Annotated in this window: 18 protein-coding genes and 1 pseudogene; 15 read left to right on the plus strand and 4 right to left on the minus strand. The window is 44.0% G+C overall.

Features of this window, described 5'->3' with window-relative positions; translation table 11 throughout:
• The first annotated feature begins 9 nt into the window (after nt 1–9).
• Genes FCN15_RS15965 through FCN15_RS15980 form a run of 4 tightly spaced genes read left to right on the plus strand, consistent with a single transcriptional unit; the run spans nt 10 to nt 4,592 of the window.
• Nucleotides 10–2,328 (plus strand): dynamin family protein, encoded by a 2,319-nt coding sequence (locus FCN15_RS15965; protein WP_138495994.1) that lies wholly within the window; start codon nt 10–12, stop codon nt 2,326–2,328.
• On the plus strand, nt 2,303–3,640 hold the full coding sequence (locus tag FCN15_RS15970) for a hypothetical protein (RefSeq protein ID WP_138495995.1): 1,338 nt from the start codon (nt 2,303–2,305) through the stop codon (nt 3,638–3,640). The genes FCN15_RS15965 and FCN15_RS15970 overlap by 26 nt, the downstream gene beginning before the upstream one ends.
• A 27-nt stretch (nt 3,641–3,667) precedes the next feature.
• Nucleotides 3,668–4,033, plus strand: coding sequence for a hypothetical protein (locus tag FCN15_RS15975; RefSeq protein ID WP_138495996.1), 366 nt, complete (start codon nt 3,668–3,670; stop codon nt 4,031–4,033).
• Entirely contained in the window at nt 4,026–4,592 is a 567-nt protein-coding gene (locus FCN15_RS15980) for a hypothetical protein (protein WP_138495997.1), read from the plus strand. The genes FCN15_RS15975 and FCN15_RS15980 overlap by 8 nt, the downstream gene beginning before the upstream one ends.
• A gap of 296 nt (nt 4,593–4,888) precedes the next feature.
• On the opposite strand, the gene FCN15_RS15985 is transcribed toward FCN15_RS15980, so the two are convergent.
• Nucleotides 4,889–6,463 (minus strand): recombinase family protein, encoded by a 1,575-nt coding sequence (locus FCN15_RS15985; protein ID WP_138495998.1) that lies wholly within the window; start codon nt 6,461–6,463, stop codon nt 4,889–4,891.
• Nucleotides 6,460–6,621, minus strand: coding sequence for a hypothetical protein (locus FCN15_RS19355; protein WP_203232167.1), 162 nt, complete (start codon nt 6,619–6,621; stop codon nt 6,460–6,462). Before FCN15_RS19355 ends, FCN15_RS15985 begins: the two co-directional genes overlap by 4 nt.
• 576 nt (nt 6,622–7,197) lie before the next feature.
• Here FCN15_RS19355 and FCN15_RS15990 point away from each other — a divergent pair.
• From FCN15_RS15990 to FCN15_RS16005, 4 genes are all read left to right on the plus strand, one after another.
• Nucleotides 7,198–7,800, plus strand: coding sequence for a hypothetical protein (locus tag FCN15_RS15990; RefSeq protein WP_138495999.1), 603 nt, complete (start codon nt 7,198–7,200; stop codon nt 7,798–7,800).
• Between the two features lie 10 nt (nt 7,801–7,810).
• Nucleotides 7,811–8,902 carry a hypothetical protein gene (locus FCN15_RS15995; protein WP_138496000.1) on the plus strand — a complete coding sequence of 364 codons (1,092 nt, stop codon included), beginning with the start codon at nt 7,811–7,813 and terminating at the stop codon, nt 8,900–8,902.
• Between the two features lie 966 nt (nt 8,903–9,868).
• Nucleotides 9,869–10,849, plus strand: coding sequence for a phosphotransferase enzyme family protein (locus FCN15_RS16000; protein ID WP_138496001.1), 981 nt, complete (start codon nt 9,869–9,871; stop codon nt 10,847–10,849).
• A gap of 155 nt (nt 10,850–11,004) precedes the next feature.
• Nucleotides 11,005–11,574, plus strand: coding sequence for a nucleotidyltransferase domain-containing protein (locus tag FCN15_RS16005; RefSeq protein ID WP_138496002.1), 570 nt, complete (start codon nt 11,005–11,007; stop codon nt 11,572–11,574).
• A gap of 200 nt (nt 11,575–11,774) precedes the next feature.
• On the opposite strand, the gene FCN15_RS16010 is transcribed toward FCN15_RS16005, so the two are convergent.
• Entirely contained in the window at nt 11,775–12,437 is a 663-nt protein-coding gene (locus FCN15_RS16010) for a 3'-5' exonuclease (RefSeq protein ID WP_138496003.1), read from the minus strand.
• Between the two features lie 650 nt (nt 12,438–13,087).
• Here FCN15_RS16010 and FCN15_RS16015 point away from each other — a divergent pair.
• From FCN15_RS16015 to FCN15_RS16045, 7 genes and pseudogenes are all read left to right on the plus strand, one after another.
• Nucleotides 13,088–13,663, plus strand: coding sequence for a restriction endonuclease subunit S domain-containing protein (locus FCN15_RS16015; RefSeq protein ID WP_138496004.1), 576 nt, complete (start codon nt 13,088–13,090; stop codon nt 13,661–13,663).
• Nucleotides 13,660–16,869 (plus strand): type I restriction endonuclease subunit R, encoded by a 3,210-nt coding sequence (locus FCN15_RS16020; RefSeq protein ID WP_138496005.1) that lies wholly within the window; start codon nt 13,660–13,662, stop codon nt 16,867–16,869. The genes FCN15_RS16015 and FCN15_RS16020 overlap by 4 nt, the downstream gene beginning before the upstream one ends.
• 65 nt (nt 16,870–16,934) lie before the next feature.
• A pseudogene (gene rhuM, locus FCN15_RS19540) lies at nt 16,935–17,830 on the plus strand (RhuM family protein).
• The gene (locus FCN15_RS16030) at nt 17,827–18,993 is read left to right on the plus strand and encodes a restriction endonuclease subunit S (RefSeq protein ID WP_138496006.1); all 1,167 of its coding nucleotides are present in this window, start codon (nt 17,827–17,829) and stop codon (nt 18,991–18,993) included. Before rhuM ends, FCN15_RS16030 begins: the two are co-directional and overlap by 4 nt.
• A 15-nt stretch (nt 18,994–19,008) precedes the next feature.
• Nucleotides 19,009–19,623, plus strand: a complete 615-nt coding sequence (gene fic, locus FCN15_RS16035; protein ID WP_138496007.1) for a protein adenylyltransferase Fic — start codon at nt 19,009–19,011, stop codon at nt 19,621–19,623.
• Nucleotides 19,624–19,659: 36 nt separating this feature from the next.
• Nucleotides 19,660–21,258, plus strand: a complete 1,599-nt coding sequence (locus tag FCN15_RS16040) for a type I restriction-modification system subunit M (RefSeq protein WP_138496008.1) — start codon at nt 19,660–19,662, stop codon at nt 21,256–21,258.
• A 6-nt stretch (nt 21,259–21,264) separates the two neighbouring features.
• Complete coding sequence (locus FCN15_RS16045; protein WP_138496009.1) at nt 21,265–21,855, plus strand: restriction endonuclease subunit S; 591 nt, start codon at nt 21,265–21,267, stop codon at nt 21,853–21,855.
• A gap of 15 nt (nt 21,856–21,870) precedes the next feature.
• On the opposite strand, the gene FCN15_RS16050 is transcribed toward FCN15_RS16045, so the two are convergent.
• Nucleotides 21,871–22,803, minus strand: coding sequence for a site-specific integrase (locus FCN15_RS16050; protein WP_138496010.1), 933 nt, complete (start codon nt 22,801–22,803; stop codon nt 21,871–21,873).
• Between the last annotated feature and the right edge of the window lie 212 nt (nt 22,804–23,015).

Consider the following 23,015-nt stretch of genomic DNA (forward strand, 5'->3'; position numbering starts at 1 on the left):
GAACCATAGATGACCTTACAGAAGAAAATGGACGAGATCTTGACCGGGCTTCCGCTGAACGAAGCCCGGCAGGAGGAGATTGGCAGGCTGAAGGATACGTTTCTGAACCAATCGGTGCGGGTTGCATTTCTCGGACGGTTCAGCGCGGGAAAGTCCACGCTCATCAACGCATTGGTCGGAAGGCCCGGGCTCTTGCCAACGAAGACGACGGTAACGACGGCGCTGCTCACGGAAATTGCGTCCGGCAGCCGGGATCGAGCTGTGCTTCGGCAGCTGGGCGGCGAGCAGGAAATCCCGGTCGACGCCATCGGACGATACACGCAGGACACCGAACGGATCGGCGAGATCGAATCGATGGCGATTACGCTCCAGGACAGTCTGCTTCCCACGGGGGTCATCATTTTGGATACGCCGGGCGAGAACTCCCAGCATGACAAGCATTACGAATTGGCTCATCGGGCGATTGCGGGTTGCGATGCGGCCGTATTCGTAATCGACAAGGCCTCGCTGACACAGGCGAATCTCCTGTATTTGCAGACGATCAGGCAATTCCAGCCCAATCTGATCTTCGTCCTGAATCAGATCGACCGCATTGTCCAGGCAGGAGAAGGGGAACGGTTGATCGACATTATTTCGCGGCTGGAGGACGAGCTGTCGGTATCGTTGGGAATGGAAGCGACCGTGTACGCGTTGTCGGCGAAGGAAGGTACGGGCGTCGATTTGTTCCGTACGCACCTCTTTCAACTCCTTGTGAACGAGGTCGACCGCTACAAGACCAAAACCGCCGAGTTCAGGCTTCATCGCCTGCTGTCCGACGCGGCCGTTGACTTCTCGAACGAAGAGAAGCTGTTTCAGGCTGCGCTTTCGGAAGGACGAGAAGGCGTCGAACGGTCGAAGGCGCTTCTGGAGAAGGAACGTACTCAAGTCATGCAGTTGATCGAGAAAGAAAAGACAAAGATGCTGGGCGAGTGGAAACAAATCCGTTCCGGACTGAAGGATAGCCTGCAGCAGTTGAATCTTCAGCTGAAGGAGGATGCGATTCGTCAGTCTCAGGCCGTATGCGACAGAGATTCTTCGCAGGCGGCCGGCTTGACGATCCAACAGACGATGCTGCGGGAGAAAAGCATGTTCGTCGAAGGTGCCATGCAGAGCATCCGCGAACGCTGCGCTAAGAATTTCGAGATTCAAACGGCTGAAATCGCTCATTCCGTTCAAGATCTTCAGGTTGCCGCCCCCGACTTGTCCGACCTGGAACACAGGCAACAGTTGAGTATGGCCTCCAAACTAGGCGAACTGATGAAGCTGAAGGAACGTTATGACGCACTGGACAGTCGGGCGCAAGCCGCAGGCGGACAGGATTCGAGCCCTGCCGAGATTCATGAAATCGAAGAGCAGGTGATCCGGATCAAGCAGCAACTGGACGCGGTTTATGTACCGTCGTACGTCGCTGCAGAAATAGGGAGTCCCAACGCGTATAAAAAGCTGGGCAAGGATATCGGCAAGCTTGTGGATTGGGCCATGATCGTCGTACCGATTGCCGGCCAGACGACGGCTGCCAAAAAAATCGCGCAGGAAGGTCTGAAGGGCGTAACCAAAGAGGTGCTGAAGCAATCCGTCAAGGAAGCCGCACAGAATTCGGCCAAGCAGCTGATGAAGCCCGGCCAAATCATCAAGCAGGATCCCGCAAATCCGATGCTCGATATGTTGAATCTCGCCAGCTTTGAAGGGATCGGCGAGAAAATCGGCGCGTACCTGGATGACGTCTATCAGAGCAGCCGCGTCGAAATGGTGGAGGACCCGGAATACCGTCGAATGTTCTTTAACCAGAAGCAGCAGCTGGAGCTGGAATTTTTGCAAAAGCAGCGTGTCTTGAAACAGGTGAAAGGAACGATTCAGGACCAGAAGCTGGCCGAGAGCAGACAGGCGTCCGAGAAGGCGCAGCTTGAGAATCTTCTGAGAAATAAGGATATTGCGATTCAGCAGCTGGAAGCCAAGCTGAAAGCGGAATGGGAAAGGGAGTCATTGCAGAAGCTCCGCAACAGCACCAAAGAGGTATTGTTCGCTTTTATCGACCGCGAAACGGAGCTGCTCGACGCCTGGATCGAAGCACAGTCCGTGCTTACCCAATCCTCCTTGACGGATGGACTGCAAGCCTACTACAACGAGCAGTTCGACGCCATCGACACGCGTATCGGCGAGCTTCTTGAAGCGGATTCAGCACGCGAAGCGGATATCCTGCAGAAGCTGGCGGAGATACGGCGCAGCTTGCAATACTGCGAACGGATGAAGGGAGAGCTGGGCGTTGGAGAGAGCGTTGGCGTGGCTTGATGAGCGTCTGAGGCGAGGGCGTCTGGTAACGGACGAGGAGGAACGGTTAACCTCGGTTTGGTGTCATCTGGCAGTGGCAGCAGATCGGCTGCCGAATCACGCAAGAACTGATAGGGTAGCCGAGGCGGAGGCCGCCGCAGCATTGGAGAAGCAGGAAGATTATAATCCCGAGTCGGGCTCCTTTGACGATATTGATAGCCTTGGCCTGGATTTGGACTTCATCACCGATTCGCTAGAACGCATCGGTGTTCCCCGTGCCGATAATCGGGATCGTCTGGCTCCGCAATGCTTCAAGGCCGGTGCGGAGGACGAGTCAGCTTTGCATGTCGACCCTGCATGTATGATTCGCGTGGTCGAAGTAGGCGGCCTGGACCCGTTCGGGCCGTTGAGACAGGTATTTTTGCACAAAACGTTCGCATTCCAATGGGAAGGGGTCTTTCCGGACGACTATTGCTTCGAGGATTGGCTAAGCGCGTTTCGGGGAACGTTGGAAATCGTCTATCACAACAAATATGCCGTCGTCTTCGGTAGCGGTTACGTCGGAACGCTCGACCTGCTCACGGCAGCGAATATGCAGGGTTTTGCCAGAAAGACCGAAGGCCGTGTACGTATCGGCGTCCCTTATCCACTGCTTATGTTGTATCCTTTGCGGTTATCGCTGTTAAATGAGAAAGACGAGGGCCTGGCCCTTCCTTCAATGCCGGAAGTGCTGCTAGTGAAGGACAACCTGACGCGCGGCACAATTCGGTTGATCCAAGCGATGGAACCCCGCACACTGCTTGCGGAAGGGGCCACCGATTCTGCAGCCGTAAGGCTTTTGCAGGTCTATGCTCCTTATTCCTTCGGACTCTCCGATCTAAAACTTGACCGCTTTCTGCGGATGATTGATAACCTGCTCATTTCGTCCTCGGACACCCCAGTTGTAAGTGACGTTGCACGGGACACCTCGCCAGCGGCTGCCTTGCTGCCTTTAAAGCCTTCTCCGATCTGGAGAATCCGGTTTGCGGCGTGGCTCAAAAATCCAGAGCGCGACTGGGAGCGGTTCGAAGAGTCCTTTACCGAGTCTGTCGAATCGTTGTGCAACGAATGGTGGATCCATTCCGATCCTGACGATAGGAGAACGATAGGGTTGATGCTGTGTGTGGGTCACACGTACCAATCGGTTGTTGTGCCGCTGCTGACAGCGTGTTCCAAGGCATTTCTCAAGCGATTTCCCAACTACGAATCGGCACCGGAAGAGGAAAAGCAAAAGTTATTCGATACGGCCGAGCGTCATATAAGTCGTATCGTTATGGATTTGCGGAAAGTGTAATGGCGAAAGCCAGGAGGAATCGGATGGATGCAGAAAAATGCGCTATTCTTATTGTGTGATTTGACAATGCTTGAGAAACTTTACTCCGAACTGGTCAAACAGATTCAGAACGAGCTTACGATGACAGTAGAGTCCGAATTGTCGGTTGAGCTGCATCGATTCGTTGCTGAAGCGGAGGAGCAGGATCCGGAACTTAAATGCTTCTTCGCGGTACAGCTTTATCTGGCCCTCGCGGCACGAAATTGGCGTCGAAGAGCACTTATCGACGATTTTATCTTCAGGTTATCGGCTCCTAAAGGCAGACAATCAGATTTTGCCAAACTGTTGATTTCCAATTTGGAGAAGGACCCGGTCAGAATGGCCGGTTATGTGGAGGAGTTAAATCTTGCGTAAACTACCGATAATAGCTGCCATTGCAGCATGGCTGCCCTTCATTGCGTCAAGTCAAAAAGATGGCGTATGGGACAGCGTGTTCATCGTCGTTGGTGCGGTATTCGCCGTAATGTGTTACATGACCGCATCCGTGCTAATCGAATTGAGCGAGCGTCGCCTCGCGGACAGAAAGCAGGAGACCGTTCTGGTGCTTGAAGCCTTTACTACCATGTCGCAGCAGGCGGACAAGCAGTTGACGATCCAACAGCAAGTACTCGCTGCTCTTGAGGCATTGGGCAAGAACGTTGACACAGTGGTTGCAAGACTGGATCAACAACATGAGGTTTTTGCAAACTTGGAGCAGGTGACTGAACAATTGCGTGGTTTGAAAGAGGTTTCGACAACGTTGGAAAGCAGTCACCAAGCATGGATCAATGTATCGCAGCAGGATCGGGCTAACCTGGAAAAGCAAACGGCAGTGCTAATGGACACGCTAGTGCAGACGACGGAGAGCAAGCATGCGGTGCGTGAGCGTCTGGTCCAGCTTCAGGAAAGCATGCTGAAAAAGCTGGGCAAATAGCCCGAGGAGCGACGCGGCTACGATAAGATCGTCCTCGCAAACGAGATGATGGATGGGGACATTTTGGGCACAAACGGGGGCGGAATGGATCCGGTTCAACCCGATTTGATCGGACTAACACTGAGAAAAGGCCCGCTATATCAGCATTCTCCGGACTCGAACCGACCCCAATCGACCACTAACTCTGCTAGAGGTGAGGGGCGTTCGGTTGATGTAAAACTGATGTAAAACATCAACAGAAGCCATCGGAATTCAGCCAAATAGAAAAGAAGCCTGATGGCAAAAAGCCCGTCTGATCAAGGTTTACGCGGATTGTAACAGTTCAAATCCCATGCCAATATGTTCCCGCATACGGTGCACGTTGAATGCTGTGCGTTGATAGTTAGAAGTAAAGAATAAGCAGAGGGGGCCGAGAATCTGTAGAATATTCTCGGACTCCCATCTGCTTTAATCTCGATGCGATCAATTAGTCTGTGAAGGATTTCGGGCGTTAGCTCATCGAATAACAGGAACTCCTCCAAGGAATTCTTTAGTTGGGAAAATGCTAAAGTATCGTCTTGGATTTGAAGCGATTCATCGTACTGTCGCTTTTTGAAGTTCACCTCGTCTAACTCCTGATTGATCGAGGCAACATACTCATCATACTCGCTCTTTGGCATGTCTCCGTCAAAGTGCTTATCGTGTGCTTGCTTCTTTCGATGCTTCAATTTGTCCATTTGAGCATCCAAGGCTTTGATCGCTTTTTCATTTTGTTGCTTTTGTTTCTTTAGCTGGTTTTCAAGCTTCTTAATTACCGCTTCATTATTCAAGTTGGATACAAGCAAACGAATATCTTGAAGAATAACGGATACCAAGTCAGCTTCACGTACAAGATGATCAGTGCATTTTTTTATTCCATGTTTATTGTAGCTACCGCACAAATAGCCTTTAACATTTTTCTTATAGTGCATTCCTCGTCCACAATCGGCACAATACGCTGTATTCGTGAACAAATGTACTTCCGATTGAGGTCTTGTACGCTTTCTACTTTCAAGCAGTTGTTGAACGACTTCAAAGTCTTTTCGTGTAATTATGGGTTCATGGGTATCCTGTACAACGATGAAGTCTTTTGATTCCTTATAGTTTCTATTTTTATTCGTTACACTTTTTGTTGTAGATCGGCATTGAACAAGATCGCCAACGTAATGAGGATTCGTAAGAATTTCTCGAACTGTTGAACCTCCCAACAAATCAGAAGCATTTTTCTTTCCAGCGATTTGAGAAGGTGTAGGAATACCCTCCTCGTACAATTCACGTGCTATACGATCATGTCCTTTTCCTGCCAAATACCCTCTAAAAATTCTTCTGACAATATCGCGTGTCGCATCATTTCGTCTAAATAATTGACCATCTTTTACTTCAAAACCGAGTGGAGGAATCGACCCTTTAAACTCGCCACGTTGAGCTTTAAGCTTAAAGGTCGTTTTCACACGATCACTAATACGCTGGGATTCCTGTTCATACATCCAAGCATAAAGCCCGATCATATGAACATTTCCTTCCAGTGTATTAATAGCGTTGTCTAACGTAATAATCTCAAGGTTGTTATTCTGAACCACATCTCGAATCTCGTAAGATAATCCGCCGTTTCTTGCAAGCCTCGAAAGTTCCTTAGCCAAAATCATATCGAACTTTTTAGCTTTTGCATCGGCTATAAGGCGTTGCAATACTGGACGTTTCGAAGTTGTTCCTGTTTCGATTTCGACGTAAAAGTCGAACACCGTCCACCCTCTTTCGGATACATATTTCAGAAACAGATTTCGCTGATTTTCCAACGAAGTTTTTTGTTCTTCCTTGTCGGTTGAAACTCGAACGTATATTGCACATCTCATGCGGCATTCTTCCTTTCGTCATGAGATGTGACTGTATTCACCTGAGTACGATCGTAATAGGACCCGATCAGGTTGTCAATTTTTTCGTCAATCAATGTTTGGATGATGTCTTCGAAAGACAATTTGTATTCGTTATTGAAAATTCTTTCAACTTGCATATTTATTCCTCCTCCGATTATTAAGTTTGAGAGCATGTTGGATAGTCGGAAGGATTCAATACACATTTCTTCCAGAAACGAGTATGAACCGTATTTCTATCACTTCACCGAAGAAATCTGCAGTATTTCTTTTCGGTGATTTGAGTATATGAAAAAAACAAGTGTTTGAGTTCGAAAAACGGTTCTACCCCTGTCGAAGTCGCTTTAAAGCATTAAAGTGATTGATGTGTTGGGAAGTGGCTCCTTTGCTTAATGCATGGAGCTTTTTTTGCTATTTCCCACTATTTCAGTTATATCGCCTTGTGAGGAATCTATTATACAGAAAGTGGGATGAGGGGCTTCGCTCGTCGGGAGACTTCCAACTTCACCTCCTCCCTACGGGAGTAACGGTTCAGTAGGAATCTCCATCAATTCGTTGCATTCGCCTGGGGCGACCGTTCACCCTTCGGCACTATAAAACGAATTGCGACTCGCTCGCCCCTTGGGAAAACAGTTGCCCATTCTGGGCAAGCGTCTCATTTGAGACGCACAAAAGCCCAAACAAACCGCATTAATTATCAAAGGAGGGAACCAGTCATGCCGAGAAGAAACAAGCCTTATATCACGCAATATTTTGAGCGTGACCGTAATGCATTCACCGCACTATTTCGTACTGGACATGTTAGATACGAGCATTTACTTCAATGTGGATTAGCAGATTCCAGAATCAAAAATTTAATGCGAGATGGTCATTTCGAGAAGGTGTTTTACAAGCAAATTGGTGAGATCAAGGAATGTTACAAACTCACTAAATCTGGACGAGCTTTAGCATATCAGCTTTGGGGATTAGACAAGCAGTACCATGCACAGAACCCGTTGCATGATATTGTGATTGCAGAAAAGTATTTTAGCATCCCATTGGAATCTCGTGATCAGTGGGTTACGGAAAGTCAAATTCGTGATAAGTTTCTGGAACGATTAGATGACCTGAGGAATCAGGGAAAGGAAGAGGAAGCAAGGATTTATGAGGATATGCATAACAAAGGGTTAATATCGATGGCAGATGCCGTATATGTCGATGAAAACGGAACAGAAATTGCTTTCGAAGTGGTCACGAACACATACGGTCAAGAAGAAATACAGGCAAAAGAAACACTTGTGAAATTAATGAATTTTGGATACGAAACATCCAAAGCGTAGGAGGTGAAAAATGAGCAATATCAACGAAAAGAAACAACGAGTAAGTGAGCGTTATCATGAGTATTTGTTTATTATCTATCATTTTGGCAACAAGGTAATCCTCATGAAACAGCTATTCCGATACGCCCGAATTCTTGGCTTAGCTCAAAGTTATTCAATCTTTTACGGACAAATTAAGGAATTAGCTGAAGCCGAGATTATACGCAGAGAACCATTTACTGCTTATGGGAAAAAGACACAGCTCCATATGCTCACATTAAAGAAATTCGGAATCCGATTCATTGAGGGTAAAGGAAGCAGTCAAAGTGTAGCGGCAGTCCCGGAATCATATACAAATGAACGTATTCTCGTCTCGATATTCAAAAATTGTTACATCTTGAATAAGGTAATTCCTCGAATACAACATAAATGCCTCAATATCACCGTTGAGACAGTCATCGAATTGATTAATAAAGATCATAGTAACATTCTGGAATCAAAAAATCAGGGCGTTGTGTTCTTGCATAATATCCTTGATTGTTCAACACTTCATCCCTACTTGAACTCTGACGAGATCAATTATGAAATCAATCGGTTAACTGACATTAAGCAAAAACGTTTAATGGGTTTAGTGGGAGGTGCTTCGCCATCGGAATGTAAAGATCAAATATCTATGTCTCCGAAGCTTACAAAACTGGACTCTTATTCAATAGACAGTTTGATAAATGCACATGTGTATATCGCTCAAGTAAAGATCGTCCAAAATAAACCGTTAATTACTTTATTGCTGTTTGATGTTTATAACAAGCAGGCTATTTACCGAATGGCAACTCAGATTGCCTGTGCCTTTCATATGATCGGACGTTATTTTAACAATTTTTCACTGAGAGTAGGGATTGTCGGTATCGACGAAGTTGCGTGTAGAAGATTGGAATCGGAAGCAGATGCAGTAGTAAGTGATTTCTTTACAAAAGAAATAAAGGGTTCAAGATTGTCTCGTATCTTAGCAGATTGGAGAGTTAGTTCCATTGAACAGGAGCTAATTCAAATCCGATTTACGCATTACGATATAACCAACCAGTATTTGGAGGGCCTTAAGCATTCCAATTTAATAAGAAAATGAACCGAGGCAAGTCCATCATTAGAGGTGGATTTGTCTTTTTCATTTGTCAGTTATCAACTCGATTCGACTTGTATATGATATGAGATCTTTCAATGGAAGTGAAAAGCAATGTCATACCAACGTGCAAAATCGAATAACAAAATAGTCCGTTTAAGAGATTTCGGATGTGAAAATAAAAAGCATCGGCGTTGAAGGTATGATCGCCTAAAAAGTTAACCGAGGAACTAACCCTTCCTGGCAGTGCCGTTGACGGTGGGCGTGTTTGCCTTGCAAGTTCGGTGAGGCATAGCCTGCCATAGCCGAACTTATAAAGATTTCCTTCTTTTCTCATGAAGGATGTGACTGTCCTGGTTCCCGAAAGGGATAGGGGGGCAAGCAATAATCGTGGTGATTACGGAGCGTTTGATACCAGACCTTGGCTCCGCTGAGCTTGTCGCTATTTGCGAGGCTGATGATACGGATACCTCGGCGGATTATACGCCATATTACTATCACAGCTCACCCTTGCTACGCTTAAATTAACCATTTTGGCGTAGCAGGGGGGGCATCGAGCCGTTTGCCTAACTCAAACCGCCATATTAAAAAACAACCCTATGCTGATGCATCAACTCAGCGGTTACATAGATAAACATTAGTAGGCGAGATGGTCGGGGAGGCAGAAACTATTGCATCTTGAATATATCAGAATGAATTGCATATAACATAAAATCAATAAAACAGGAGTGCTTGTCAGTACATTTAATGCAGGATGTACGCACCCGCTGGAGAAATTGCTTAAAGTGATTTTCGACCATACAGCGGTTACATTTTATGGTAACATATTGGTGGAAGTTATTTTTTACTGAAAATAATGGAAGGGGTGACGTGTTTTGATAAGGAAGGATAATCAAAATTGTATGTTTATGAGAGGGCTTGCCTCTTAGTGGAGTTTAGTCCTCTCATAAATAATGGGAGGAATACATCGAAATGATGAAGCTAAGTAACATGGTTAAAGGTTTGGCATCAGATGCCGTTGCAAAAAGTCTTATTCAAAATTGGGAACATGACGAAGGTACATTAATGTTCTGGCGTGCCAGTTCCAACTTCGTATATGCTTTCGAGAATAAGCAGGAGAAATATTTTTTGCGATTCAGCTATGATCAAGAAAATTCTTTCGAACAAATTACAGCAGAGCTTGAATTCATGAAATATTTGAAATCGAATCATTACCCTTGTGTTTCTCCTATTCTTTCAGTAAATGAAAAGTATATTGAGACAGTACAGAACTCAGAAAGAACGTATTTTGCAGTTGTGTTTAGTTCAGCCAAAGGCATCACATTGAATGAGAACATAACCGAGGTGCAATGCGAGGACTGGGGACGGTCACTTGCTTTCTTGCATCAATTATCGAGAGTGTACGAGCCTGTTAGTACGAAACGATTCAATTGGCAGGATATACTTCGGAAGATTGATGCTATGTTACAAGCCTTCCCAGATGAAAAAGAAGCAATTGAGGAGCTTGGTAAACTTATTGAGCGGCTTCAATCGTTTCCTATCTCGAAAAGTAATTATGGATTAATCCATTATGATTTTCAACTGGATAACATATTTTATGAAGAGAAAAATCGTTCGTTCAGTGTTATTGATTTTGATGATGCTGTTTATAGTTGGTACGCTCACGACATTGTAACTGCACTTGATGATTTTCTTGGTGATGACATGAACTTGGAAAACTTTCAAGTGAAATCGTTTCTAAAAGGTTACAGTTCAGTAATTCCGCTAAGTGATGAGGACATTAATCAGTTTCCGTATTTTCAAAGGTTCATGAAGTTATATAGGTTCTCGAAATTGTTATGGTCGTTGGAAGGTTCCGAGGTCTCAGATGCACCCAAGTGGCTTGATGATGTAAAATTAAAGTTCGCTCGTGTTAGAGATGAATTGAGATTGGGATTTCAAGAGCAACGCTGAGTAAGTGACAAACAAGATTCACCAAGTGTAATGCAAGGTGGATCTTGTTTGTTTTGGCTCTGTTAAACTATGATGCTGTTTTTTATTGAAGTAACGGATAGAAATGCTTAACAAGACTAAGAAATTAAATGTTTGGAAAGTAATTGTGAAACGAGGTGGCATCTATCGAAAAATATATAGTGGTTAACCAAATTATGAAAAATTTTAACAAACCATGGGCAATTGCTGGAGGATGGTCAATAGACCTTTTTCTCGGAAAAGTAACCAGAGAGCATGACGATATTGAAATTGTCCTTTACAGAAAAGACCAGTTAGCTATTCAAGAGTATTTAGATGACTGGTCTTTTAAGAAGATGCAAAATCGAACTGTATTACCCTGGGCAAGAAATGAGCATTTAGCATTACCAATACATGAAACGTATGCTGAAAAAGCAAATGAGAAAATAGAAATTCTTTTAAATGAATTGGATGGCGAACACTGGCTGTACCGTAGAGACAGTAGAATAAAACGAGAATTAGATAAAGCATTTTTGACCACAAATAGTGGGATACCAATTCTAAGTCCTGAAATCGCTCTGCTTTACAAATCGAAAGACCCAAGACCAAAAGACGAGATGGATTTTAGAAACATCTATAATTACATGAGTATGGAACAAAAACAATGGCTTCGGGATTCGCTGAGAATGATCTATTTAGAGCATTCCTGGATTGATTTGTTAAACTAACGAATACGATTGATTAATCAACCGTCCTTTCGTTGGACGGTTTTTCTTTTAGTCAAGGTGAATGACAGCCACATCTTATTGTAAAATAGACCTATCTACCGTCAGCACTCAAGTCACGTAGAATCGGTGGCACTGTTGGTGCGAAAGGTGTAGCCGTCTTAATCACAAAAAGAGGGGCCCTCTAATCAGGGCCTCTTTGTCTATTGCGCGATATTCAACAAATTCGCAAGATCGCCGAAAGGCATGTAATTCGCTTCATTGTCGGTTGAATAAACAATTCTAGTTTCGAACGCAGGTTCTTCGGCGGCGTTATTACATTCCAGGATGAATTTTGAAAAATGCCTTTTAAATAATTTTGCCGTGTTGAAGGCATCGTCAAGTGCGTTATGCTGTTTTCCGATAAAGGGAAGCTCTTCGGCCTTCAAGGATTTCTTCAGACCCATTCTCTGGCCGATGTCAGCCCCGCTCAAACGGGTGTAGGACAACTGGATATCGTTATAATTCTTGATCCAGCTTAAGTCCATTTTCTTTGCGCTGCATTCCCGCACCAGCTGATATTTGTCGTCCGGCCCCCAGGAGCAAAGATAATAATCCTCGCCCAGCCAGGCTTTGAAGTGCTCAATCGCCTCTGTAAACAGCGGGGCATTATCTACGTCCGATTGAGTGACCCCGGTGAATTCCGTCGTCAGTTTGGAAATTTTGGGACTTCGCGAAGGCTGCACATAAGTGTGGTACAAATCAGTCATGCTCAGTCCGCCATGCTCATCCGCTTGAAGCTCAATCGCTCCGATCTCGATGGTTTCAGCCGTATGCTTTTGCGAACGGAGTACCGTGAACTCCAGGTCAAATACGATGTATTTCATCATCATCGGCTCCTTTATGTATTTGCTTACTGCAAGTGTACAGGAGGCTGGGTGACAACGGGTTGTCACGAATGGATGTTCGGGGGGGCATTCGCACGCCCAAATCTGTATAATTTTATCAGACTGGGTCCAAAGCCGAGATTATTTATTGGATTATCGTCAGGAGCAAAACCGGATGCAACCGCTGTTATGCGTGAGCTGCAGCGTTATGCGGAAGTAACGCCGTGGTTCGCTGGCGTGTTTAAAGTAAGTAAGGCAACATTGTAGAAGCAGTCAAAGTCATCTTAGAGCCTAAATAATCGTGCTGAAGCCTAAAAGTCATGTTACGAGCCGAGTGAAAAGCGGAAGTTTACTCCTGTTTTTCCTCGGCCTTTTCTTTAAAACACGGATGAAAAAGTTTGTAACACGACTAAGGTAGGTGATCCATGCAATCAGACCTTTCCTACAAGGGTAGGGAGAGGTAAATCCGCCCTCGAATAACTCATATGTCGTAGTTATCAGATTAAAGTTGTTTGCTCTGTGATGGAGTGGACAACTTTTTTTAAAATGTAATTTTTCGAAATTAATAAAAACATCATTGCACTTTCAGGAATATTCTGGTAGGATACAAGTATCGTTGAAATATTAATTTAAGAAAGGCACGAATTCACATGAGAAAATTAGAGGATGTGGTTGAGTTTGTAAGTGGTTCGCCTCAATTTAGGATTATAGGAACATCTGATCATACGGCGCCACTGTACACCTATTATGGTCAATCCGATCTTGAAGCGGGTTTGGTGGGTATGGATTCAAATGGTAGTGACGGCAAACAAGTGCGAACCTTTGATAAGGTCAATACGCTCTGTCAAGGTGATGTTGTTTTCAGTTTGATATCGGGAAAATCTACGATCATTGGCGTGAAGCATCAGGGGTATCTATACACGCAAAACTACGTCAAACTAGTGGCTGGCAACAAAATTGATTCCAAATATCTTGTTTTCTTGCTTAATGAAGATCCATCCATCAAGAAGCAGTTTCAAGTGGGATTACAGGGTTCTCAAGTTCTAAAATACACGCTGAAACAAGTGAAAGAACTTGAGCTGCCGGATTTGCCAACCATAGACAGACAGCGGATGATAGGTGAGCTTTATTTCAATCTATTACGGCTGGAAGCCTTAAGAAATAGAGCGGCAAAATCCGAAACGAATATAGTGCTGGAGAAGCTTAGGGAGGCGAGTAATAAATGACCGAGAATCAATTTGAAACGGAATTAATTCAATACCTTACGAGTGGCACTGTTACCAAACAGGAACATCTTGAAGGAATAGGCAGCTTTGTTGCCAAAGAATCAAATGTTGACTACATAGTGAAAACGAAACTTTGGAAATATGAACCTCAGATCAAAACGACAGAACAGCTCTGGGATAACTTCAAGGCCATTCTGGAACAGCATAATCAGAACACGCTGGATCACCCTTTAAGTGTGGTGGAATTTAATCAGGTGAAGAAGATTATCTCCGGTCTTCAGACGCCTTACGAAGCGGGACAGTTCTTGTATGGATTAAACGGGGTGTCGCAAATCGAGATTGATTTGGATGATGGACGTCATGTGTTTCTAACGGTCTTCGATCAGAAGCAAATCGGCGCTGGAGATACGGTGTATCAAGTGGTCAATCAAATTAATCGGCCGGCAGTAATCACGGGGAAAAAAGATTGCCGTTTCGACACAACGCTTCTAATCAACGGTCTGCCCATCATTCAAATTGAGGAAAAGACGGACACGCGTGATGTCAATGAAGCGCTCAATCAAATGAAACAATATGCGGATGAACAGCAGTATCGTGATATTTTCTCCACCTTGCAGATTTTGGTGGCGATCACGCCAAACAATGTGAAGTACATGGCCAATACGACCTCGGATAAATTTAATAAAGACTTCGCGTTCAACTGGCAGCGCAAGAGTGACAATACGATCGTGCGTGGCTGGAAGGAATTTGCGGATTCCATGCTCTCGATTCCCATGGCGCATCAAATGGCTACCAACTACATGATTCTGGACGGAACCCGGAATAAACAAACCTTGAAGGTGATGCGTCCTTACCAGGTGTATGCAACACAGAACGTGATCGAGAAGTTGAAGCGTGCAGATTTTGAATTCGGAATGAATAAGATCGGTTATATTTGGCATACCACCGGATCGGGCAAAACGATTACAAGCTTCAAGACCGCTTGGCTTGCAAGCCGCCTGCCGAAAGTGGACAAGGTTGTCTTTGTGGTGGATCGAATTGCCTTGACCAAGCAAACCAATGAAAATTACAGAGCCTACGACCCCGATGCGACAGAAGACACTTTTGGCAGCGTTCAGGACACGAATAACACCACCGATCTGAGCCGCAAGCTTAAGAGTAAAGATAACGGTATTATTGTCACTTCCGTACAAAAACTGGATACACTGGTGAAACGTAAATCTTTCCAAGCGCCGGACAAGAATATCGTGTTTATCGTGGATGAGGCACACCGTTCAACCGGCGGTGATTCTTTTAAAAATATCCAGAAAGCCTTTAAGAAATCGGCATGGGTTGGGTATACCGGAACACCGATGTTTGATGAAACGACCACGGGGCTTCGAACGGAAGATATTTTTGGTCCGCTGCTGCACGCTTATACCATTCGTGAAGCGATCGCAGACCGGAATGTGTTAGGATTTAAGGTTGATTTTGAGACAACCATTGATGAGAAACAGATGAAGGAAGTCTATCTGCCTGCGTTTTTCCGTGAACGTTATCCCAAATGGACGGATGAACAAATTCAGCAGAAGATCGACAATCTCTCTCCGGAAGATATGGACGATGCGGTGGAACCGAGTTTCTATGATGAGAATCTGGATCACATCAGACTGGTTGTGGAAGACATCTTTAAACATTGGCGCAACCGTTCGAATGAAGGCAAGTACAATGCTTTGTTTACAACTCACGTTGGCGGCGGCAAAGCCAGTACACCCATGGCGATGATGTATTTTAAGGAGTTTTTACGGGTCAATGAAGAGAACAAGAAGAACGGTGGACAGACTCTAAAAGTTGCCGTTACGTTCAGTCAAAACACATCCAACAGCGATAGCATGCTCGCCACAAATCAAGGGTTGTACGAAGCTATTCAAGCTTATAATACAGAGTTTGGCTCAGCGTTTGGAATGGATAATGTCTCTGGCTACACGCAAGAAGTGACAACACGCTTAAATAAAACGGCCACCGATGGAAAATTCCTGGATTTAGTAATTGTGGTGGACCAATTATTAACGGGATTTGACGCGCCTGAGCTGAACACGCTGTATGTCGACAGAACGTTGAAAGGTGCCGGGTTAATCCAGGCTTATTCACGCACGAACCGGATTGCGGATATGCAGGAGAAACCATGGGGACGCATAGTCAATTACCGCTGGCCTGCGCAAAACGAGAAGCTGATGAATAAAGCTCTCGCTGTTTATGCGAATAAAAACTCAGCCATTTTGTCGGCGGACGAACAACGGAATTCTAATGAGGAAGACGGGATCATTGCTAAACCATTTGAAGACGTGTTTACCGAAGTGAAACAAGTGGTTGATCAATTAAGCAGCTTAACGACGGAGTTTCAACAGCTGCCGCCTTCTGAGAAGCAAAAGGACAATATGCTTGATCTGCTCCGTGAATATAACCGAGGCATGGCCAAATTAAAGCAATACGATCCCGAAGAAGTGGATGGCGAGAAGGTCGGATTTAACTATGATGATCCGGATGAGTTACTAGGGAAGTTGGGGATGACGCCAGAACAGGAAGTCATGTTGACCACCGTCTTAACCAATGAACTCAAGTCCCATATTGCTAAAGAGAAGAAGATTCCTCTATATCAAATCGAACTGCGGATGACACACGTGAAAGATGTGAAGGTAGACTATGATTACCTGACTGAACTCGTAGAGCAACTCTTGAACCAGGTTCACGAAGGCAAGAAGGAGGAAGCCCAAGCGACGCAGGAGAAAATCAACCAATTCGCCAATGGATTGGACGATCGGAGCTACGCGACCAAGATCATGAATGCGGCTGATGCCATTATCAAAGGCCACTTCCCGCCTGCAGGCTCTGACTTCAAATATCCTGTGAAGCTAAGTGACAGTGAACAAATCATCCAGCAAGCGAATAATGTTAGCCTGGATCGCATGTTCCTTGACTTCCGCGTGAAGTGGGGAATTACGGATATTATCACCAGCAGCGGAATGCGCGAGCTGTTCAGCCGCCATCGCTACGGTCAGCAGGATCTAGATGATACCGGTCAAATCCGTGACATTATCGCTCAAGCAAGCTCCAGCTACCAGACGCTTGCTCATGATGAGCAGGTGCAGTCCTTGCCGAGAATGAAATACCGAAACGGCTTGCGCGACGCGATTTACCAACTAGCGGATGAGTTGGCAGAAAGGTAAACGGTTTGAACCTATACAACAAAGTCCGTGAACTGGAGGTTCATATGAACGAAATCCAATTTTTAATGTATGATGCGGATGAAAAGGTGGAAGTTCTTATCCAGGACGAAACGATTTGGGCAACTCAAAAGGCTATTGCAGAACTTTTTGATGTTGGAGTCCCAGCAATCAGCAAACACTTAAAGAATATTTTTGAGTCTGGAGAATTGGATGAGAGAGTGGTTGTTTCCATTTTGGAAAATACCACTCAACACGGTGCAATTGAAGGGAAAACACAAACAAGGCCAGTAAAGTATTTTAATTTGGATGCAATTATCTCCGTTGGCTATCGTGTGAATTCACAAAAGGCAACGAAGTTCCGGATATGGGCAACGGATATTTTGAAGGATTATATTCAAAAAGGTTTTAAAATTGATGTTGAACGTATGAAACAAGGGGAGAATGTGTTCGGCAAGGATTACTTCCGCGAGCTGATTGAAACCGTTCGTTCCATTCGAGCAAGTGAAATGCGACCGTTCAGAACAAGTTTCATTATGCGATTACAGGCAAAACGGCTGCTGAAATTGTTTATGACAGTGCCGATAAAGACAAAGAACACATGGGACTTACTTCTTGGAAGAACTCTCCCGATGGCCGTATTTTACAATCTGACGTATTAATTGCAAAGAATTATTTATCGGAAAAAGAAATTCGCAGTCTGGAGCGCAACGTATCAGCATATTTCGACTATGTGGAACGTCTGCTCGACGACGAGGTTTTGTTGGGAATGCAGGATTTCGCGAAAAGCATTGATGAATTTTTAGCATTCAATCGCTATGAAATCTTGGAAGGGAATGGGCGTATTTCACAAAGCACTGCTCATGAAAAGGCTATTGGCGAGTATAAAGAATTCAACAAACATCAAAAAATAGTTTCTGATTTTGATAAAGTTATTAAGAAAATACAGGGAGAGCAGAAATGAGCGACAATAAAGAAAATGTACCCAAATTAAGATTTCCTGGGTTCACTGATGCTTGGGAACAGCGTGAGTTATCACAACTTGTTGATGTAAGAAGCGGTCGAGATTATAAGCACCTTGCTGATGGTGATATTCCTGTTTATGGAACAGGTGGATATATGCTGAGCGTAAGTGAAGCCTTATCGTATAACCAAGATGCAATCGGTATTGGAAGAAAAGGAACAATAGACAAGCCGTATATCTTAAAAGCACCGTTTTGGACGGTAGATACGCTATTTTATGCCGTTCCGAAAGATAGAAATGACTTGGACTTCATTTTCAATATTTTTCAAAAAGTAAACTGGAAGCAAAAAGATGAGTCTACTGGTGTACCGAGTTTATCAAAAGTCGCTATAAATAGTGTTCAGGTAATTGCGCCGGATTATAAAGAGCAAAAAGCAATCGGGGAATTTTTTACCCAGTTAGACAACCTCATCACCCTTCATCAGCGTAAGTTAAATAACGTGAAAAATATGAAGGCTGGCTTGCTCCAAAAAATGGTTCCGAAAGATGGCGAAGATTTTCCCGAAGTTCGTTTTCCTGGATTCACTGACGCTTGGGAACAGCGTAAGTTGGGGGAAGTATCACCATTGCGTGGAGGCTTCGCTTTCAAAAGCGAGCTATTTACAAAAGTCGGAGTGCCTATTGTGAAAATATCGAACATTTTATCAAATGGTGATGTTGGTGGAGAATTTGACCATTATGACGAGTTAGAGCAAGATGAAAATTTTATTTTGCCAGATAAAGCAGCAGTTTTAGCAATGTCTGGGGCGACCACCGGAAAGGTCTCTATACTTGATAACCCCAATAGAATCAAGATCTATCAAAACCAACGTGTTGGTTATTTTACGGATATAGGTGTAGCTGATTATACATTTATTTCGACAGTTGTTCGCTCAGATTTGTTTGCAGATAAGTTAAAGTCTGTTTTAGTATCCGGAGCACAGCCCAATGTTTCCTCAAAAGAAATTGATACATTTGAATTTTTTATGCCAAGTGAAAAAGAAGAACAAACTCAAATTGGCAACTTTTTTAAGCATATTGACAACCTCATCACCCTTCATCAGCGTAAACTGGATAACCTGCAGCAACTGAAGAAATCACTACTCCAACAAATGTTTGTTTGATCGGAGGACCTAGTTATGGTTTTAAATAACAAGCTAGGAATTACCAATTCTTCGGAGCTTGCTCGCGCTGAAGAGAAACTTAGTAAGAAAAAAGCCCTTGAAATGTTTGAATCAGGTTTGTTGGATACATTGGAGGGAACATTTAACGCACTATCCGAAATTTACAAGGGTCTGTTCGAGGATATTTATGACTTCGCCGGAAAAGTGTGTGATGTAAATATTGCAAAGGGCGGTTTTCGGTTCGTACCCGTTATGTACCTTGAAGCTGCGCTGGAACATATCGCAAAAATGCCGCAATCCACCTTTGATGAAATCATAGAAAAATATGTCGAGATGAATGTGGCTCATCCCTTCAGAGAGGGCAATGGGAGGAGCATGAGAATATGGCTTGACACTATTTTGAAAAGAGAATTGAGGCAAGTTGTCGATTGGAGCAAGGTCGATAAAGATGATTATCTGCTTGCGATGGAAAGAAGTCCCGTCAAGGACGTTGAAATCAAGCTTCTGCTTAAAACTGCGCTTACCGACAAAATCAATGACCGTGAAGTCTATATGAAAGGCATCGACGCAAGCTATCATTATGAGGGTTACAACGTATACAGGACGGAAGACCTTGATAATGAGCAGTAAACTTGGCGATTGAATAACTAGGAGGAAAAGATCAAGATGAGCAATAATCTACAAACCATTACAACCAAACTGTGGGCGATGGCGAATGAGCTTCGCGGAAGCATGGACGCCGCAGAATACAAAAACTACATTTTAGCCTTTATGTTCTATCGTTATCTGTCCGAGCACCAAGAACAATATTTAGTTAAAAATAATGTTCTCGATGTGGCCGAAGGCGAGTCGATCAATCAAGCCTATTTAGAACAAGCGAAGGGTGACGATTTGAATGACTACCTGGAGGATATTTCTGCAAGCTTAGGCTATGCCATAGCACCGCTGGATACATGGGCATCTTTAGTTGATAAGATTGATAATAGCATGGTCATTCCAAGTGATTATCAAACGATGTTTGACAACTTCAATAAGAACGCTGAATTAAACAAAGAAGCCGTGAAAGATTTTCGTGGCGTGTTTAACGATATCAATCTTGGAGACTCTCGTCTTGGTTCCTCTACAAATGAACGGGCGAAATCACTTAACCGGATTGTAAAGCTGGTTGATGGGATTGATTATAAAGGTGAAGACGGCCAAGATATTCTTGGCGCGATCTATGAATATCTGATCGGTCAGTTTGCAGCAAGCGCAGGGAAAAAAGGCGGAGAGTTCTACACCCCGCATGAAGTTTCTAAAATTTTGGCTAAAATCGTAACGGAGGGTGTACAAGAATCGGACAAGACTTTCGCCGTGTACGACCCGACCTGTGGATCTGGATCCTTGCTCTTAACCGTGAAAGAGGAATTGCCAGGCGGAGATAAGCCGGGGGCTATCAAGTTCTTTGGCCAGGAAAAGAATACAACAACCTACAACTTGGCTCGTATGAACCTGATGATGCATGGCGTTTCATTTAACAACATGACGCTGTCTAATGCAGATACACTGGAAAGCGATTGGCCGGATGGACCGGATGAAAAAGGTATTGACCGCCCGCGCTCTTTTGACGCTGTTGTTGCGAACCCTCCTTATTCTGCTCATTGGGATAACAGCGAAACGAAACTGAAAGACGCGCGTTTTAGCGAATATGGTAAGCTTGCTCCGAAGACAAAGGCAGACTACGCCTTTATTCTACACAGTCTATATCATCTGAATGATACGGGAACAATGGCAATTGTACTGCCACACGGTGTCTTGTTCCGTGGAGCAGCAGAAGGAGCGATTCGCCAAACCATCATTGAGAAGAACTACCTGGATACGGTAATAGGGCTCCCCGCCAATTTGTTCTACGGTGTAAGCATCCCGACGACGATTCTCGTATTCAAGAAAAATCGTAAAACAAAAGATATTTTGTTTATCGATGCAAGCAAAGAGTTTGAAAAAGGCAAGAATCAAAACAAACTTACGGATAACAACATCAACAAGATCGTAGAAACCTATCGGAATCGTGTGGATGTTGATAAATATGCTCATGTGGCATCCCTTGAAGAAATCAAAGATAACGAGTTCAACTTGAATATCCCTCGCTACGTGAATACATCTGAAGAAGAAGAAACCATTGACCTGGATGAAGTGATTAAGCTATTAGAGCAGGACAAGCAGGAAATCGCTGATCTTGAAGCTAAGATTAATGAACAGTTGAGAATTTTAGGTGTAAATGTGTAAGAACTGATGGAAGAGGGAGTCAAGAATATTTATTCTTGGCTCTTTTTTGTAGGCTTTCGTTCTTTCGCTTGGGAACAGCGTAGGTTGGGGGATGTTGTAAAAATGGTCGGTGGAGCTACGCCTTCAAAGGCAAACAAAGCCTACTGGAATGGCGATATTGTGTGGCTATCATCACAGGAAATAAAAGACAGATATGTTTCTGCAGGGACCTATACAATAACCGAAAAGGCAGTACGTGAATCGGCTACAAAAGTTGTTCCGGCATTCACTCCGCTGATTGTTTCAAGGAGTGGTATTCTTGCGCGAATGTTCCCAATTACCCTTCCAACCGTTGATGTTGCAATAAATCAAGACATCAAGGCTCTATTATTGGATAGTGGAATACTAGACACATACTTCTTCGTCAGCCAACTTGAAATGAAAGAGAATACGATTCTCACTTCAATAGTTAAGACGGGGACAACCGTACAATCTGTTAATATGCCAGATTTTGAAAAGTTAATTATTTCGATTCCATCTATTCGGGAGCAGCAGAAAATCGGTAAGACATTTAAGAACCTCGACAACCTCATCACCCTTCATCAGCGTGAGCCTTAAGCGGATAGCGGTGATCTAGCTTAAGCTAGATAATGAACGCATTACAAGGTCAATATCTTTATTTTCAAGTTCCTGAATAATGTGGAGGTAGGTTTTCTGGGTTGTGGTCATACTTGCATGTCCTAGTCGCCGTGCAACACTAGCAATGGAGACACCTGCAAACAATAAAAGTGACGCGTGGGTATGCCGCAAGCCGTGAATGGAAATGTTAGGCACATTAGCTTTCCCACATAAACGAGTCAACACGGAATTTACAGTTGAATTATAGATTTTTCCTTTGGTGCGTACAAAAATCGGCTTATCTTCCGGCAGCCCCTTCAGCAATTGAGAGAATCGAATAACGGTTTGCCAGTCAAGTTGAATTTTTCGTACCGAGGATTGATTTTTGGTTGGCAAGAATCCACCATCACCTTTGTAATTCCAGGTCTTGTTGATAGACAATGTTTGGTGTGTAAAGTCAAAATCTTTGGGGGTTAACGCTAAAGCCTCTGAAAATCGCATACCCGTTTTTGCAAGCAGAAGAATGAACCAGTCCCAGTTGATTTCTTGCTCCAAATTCAAATTTGTCAGCATCGTATGAAGCTCAAACTGATTCAAGTATTGCGGTTTCTTGTCACGGGGTGTTTTGCCTTTGATGATTGCTTTGCGTGTTGGATCGCGTTCAATTAAGCCCTCATCAACGGCATCAAGAATTGCACCTTTAAGTTGATGGTGAAAATCCATCGTTGTCTGACGTTCGTGCTCTGCAGCATAATCATTTAGTAACTGCTGATAAGATATGCGTGTCAGCTCGCAAACTTTCAAATTAGGGGCTAGTTTGACCAACCATTGATAGGTCATCAAATATTTTGCCATTGTAACTGACCGTATCGCACCTTCTTTGTAAACTGTAATCCAACGTTTGTAGTAGGCGTGAAAGAGTTCGTTTTTAACAGTTTCTTCTGACATAATAGTGTCCTCCCAGTGATTTATTTAATTACGGCTCACGCTGGTGAGGGGGATTTTTGTAGTGAATCGTTTATATTTTACAGTAATGTAGGGTTCAGATAATTAATAGATTCATCAAAGATAGATTCCAAACGCCCAATTCTGTATAATTTTATCAGGTTTGTCTGTATGAATAGTAATGGCAGATAGATAAGTAATGGAATAATCGAGTA

Source organism: Paenibacillus pinistramenti (assembly GCF_005869875.1).
Classification (GTDB): Bacteria; Bacillota; Bacilli; order Paenibacillales; family Paenibacillaceae; genus Fontibacillus; species Fontibacillus pinistramenti.

Bases quoted from the DNA above. Each gene is read 5' to 3' on its own strand.
- FCN15_RS19355 (WP_203232167.1), bottom strand. From the start codon at position 6,621: ATGCAAGTTGAAAGAATTTTCAATAACGAATACAAATTGTCTTTCGAA.
- FCN15_RS16040 (WP_138496008.1), top strand. From the start codon at position 19,660: ATGAGCAATAATCTACAAACCATTACAACCAAACTGTGGGCGATGGCG.
- FCN15_RS15975 (WP_138495996.1), top strand. From the start codon at position 3,668: ATGCAGAAAAATGCGCTATTCTTATTGTGTGATTTGACAATGCTTGAG.
- FCN15_RS16050 (WP_138496010.1), bottom strand. From the start codon at position 22,803: ATGTCAGAAGAAACTGTTAAAAACGAACTCTTTCACGCCTACTACAAA.
- FCN15_RS16045 (WP_138496009.1), top strand. From the start codon at position 21,265: ATGGAAGAGGGAGTCAAGAATATTTATTCTTGGCTCTTTTTTGTAGGC.
- FCN15_RS16015 (WP_138496004.1), top strand. From the start codon at position 13,088: ATGAGAAAATTAGAGGATGTGGTTGAGTTTGTAAGTGGTTCGCCTCAA.
- FCN15_RS16030 (WP_138496006.1), top strand. From the start codon at position 17,827: ATGAGCGACAATAAAGAAAATGTACCCAAATTAAGATTTCCTGGGTTC.
- FCN15_RS15995 (WP_138496000.1), top strand. From the start codon at position 7,811: ATGAGCAATATCAACGAAAAGAAACAACGAGTAAGTGAGCGTTATCAT.
- FCN15_RS15965 (WP_138495994.1), top strand. From the start codon at position 10: ATGACCTTACAGAAGAAAATGGACGAGATCTTGACCGGGCTTCCGCTG.
- FCN15_RS16000 (WP_138496001.1), top strand. From the start codon at position 9,869: ATGATGAAGCTAAGTAACATGGTTAAAGGTTTGGCATCAGATGCCGTT.
- FCN15_RS16020 (WP_138496005.1), top strand. From the start codon at position 13,660: ATGACCGAGAATCAATTTGAAACGGAATTAATTCAATACCTTACGAGT.
- FCN15_RS16010 (WP_138496003.1), bottom strand. From the start codon at position 12,437: ATGAAATACATCGTATTTGACCTGGAGTTCACGGTACTCCGTTCGCAA.
- fic (WP_138496007.1), top strand. From the start codon at position 19,009: ATGGTTTTAAATAACAAGCTAGGAATTACCAATTCTTCGGAGCTTGCT.
- FCN15_RS15985 (WP_138495998.1), bottom strand. From the start codon at position 6,463: ATGAGATGTGCAATATACGTTCGAGTTTCAACCGACAAGGAAGAACAA.
- FCN15_RS15990 (WP_138495999.1), top strand. From the start codon at position 7,198: ATGCCGAGAAGAAACAAGCCTTATATCACGCAATATTTTGAGCGTGAC.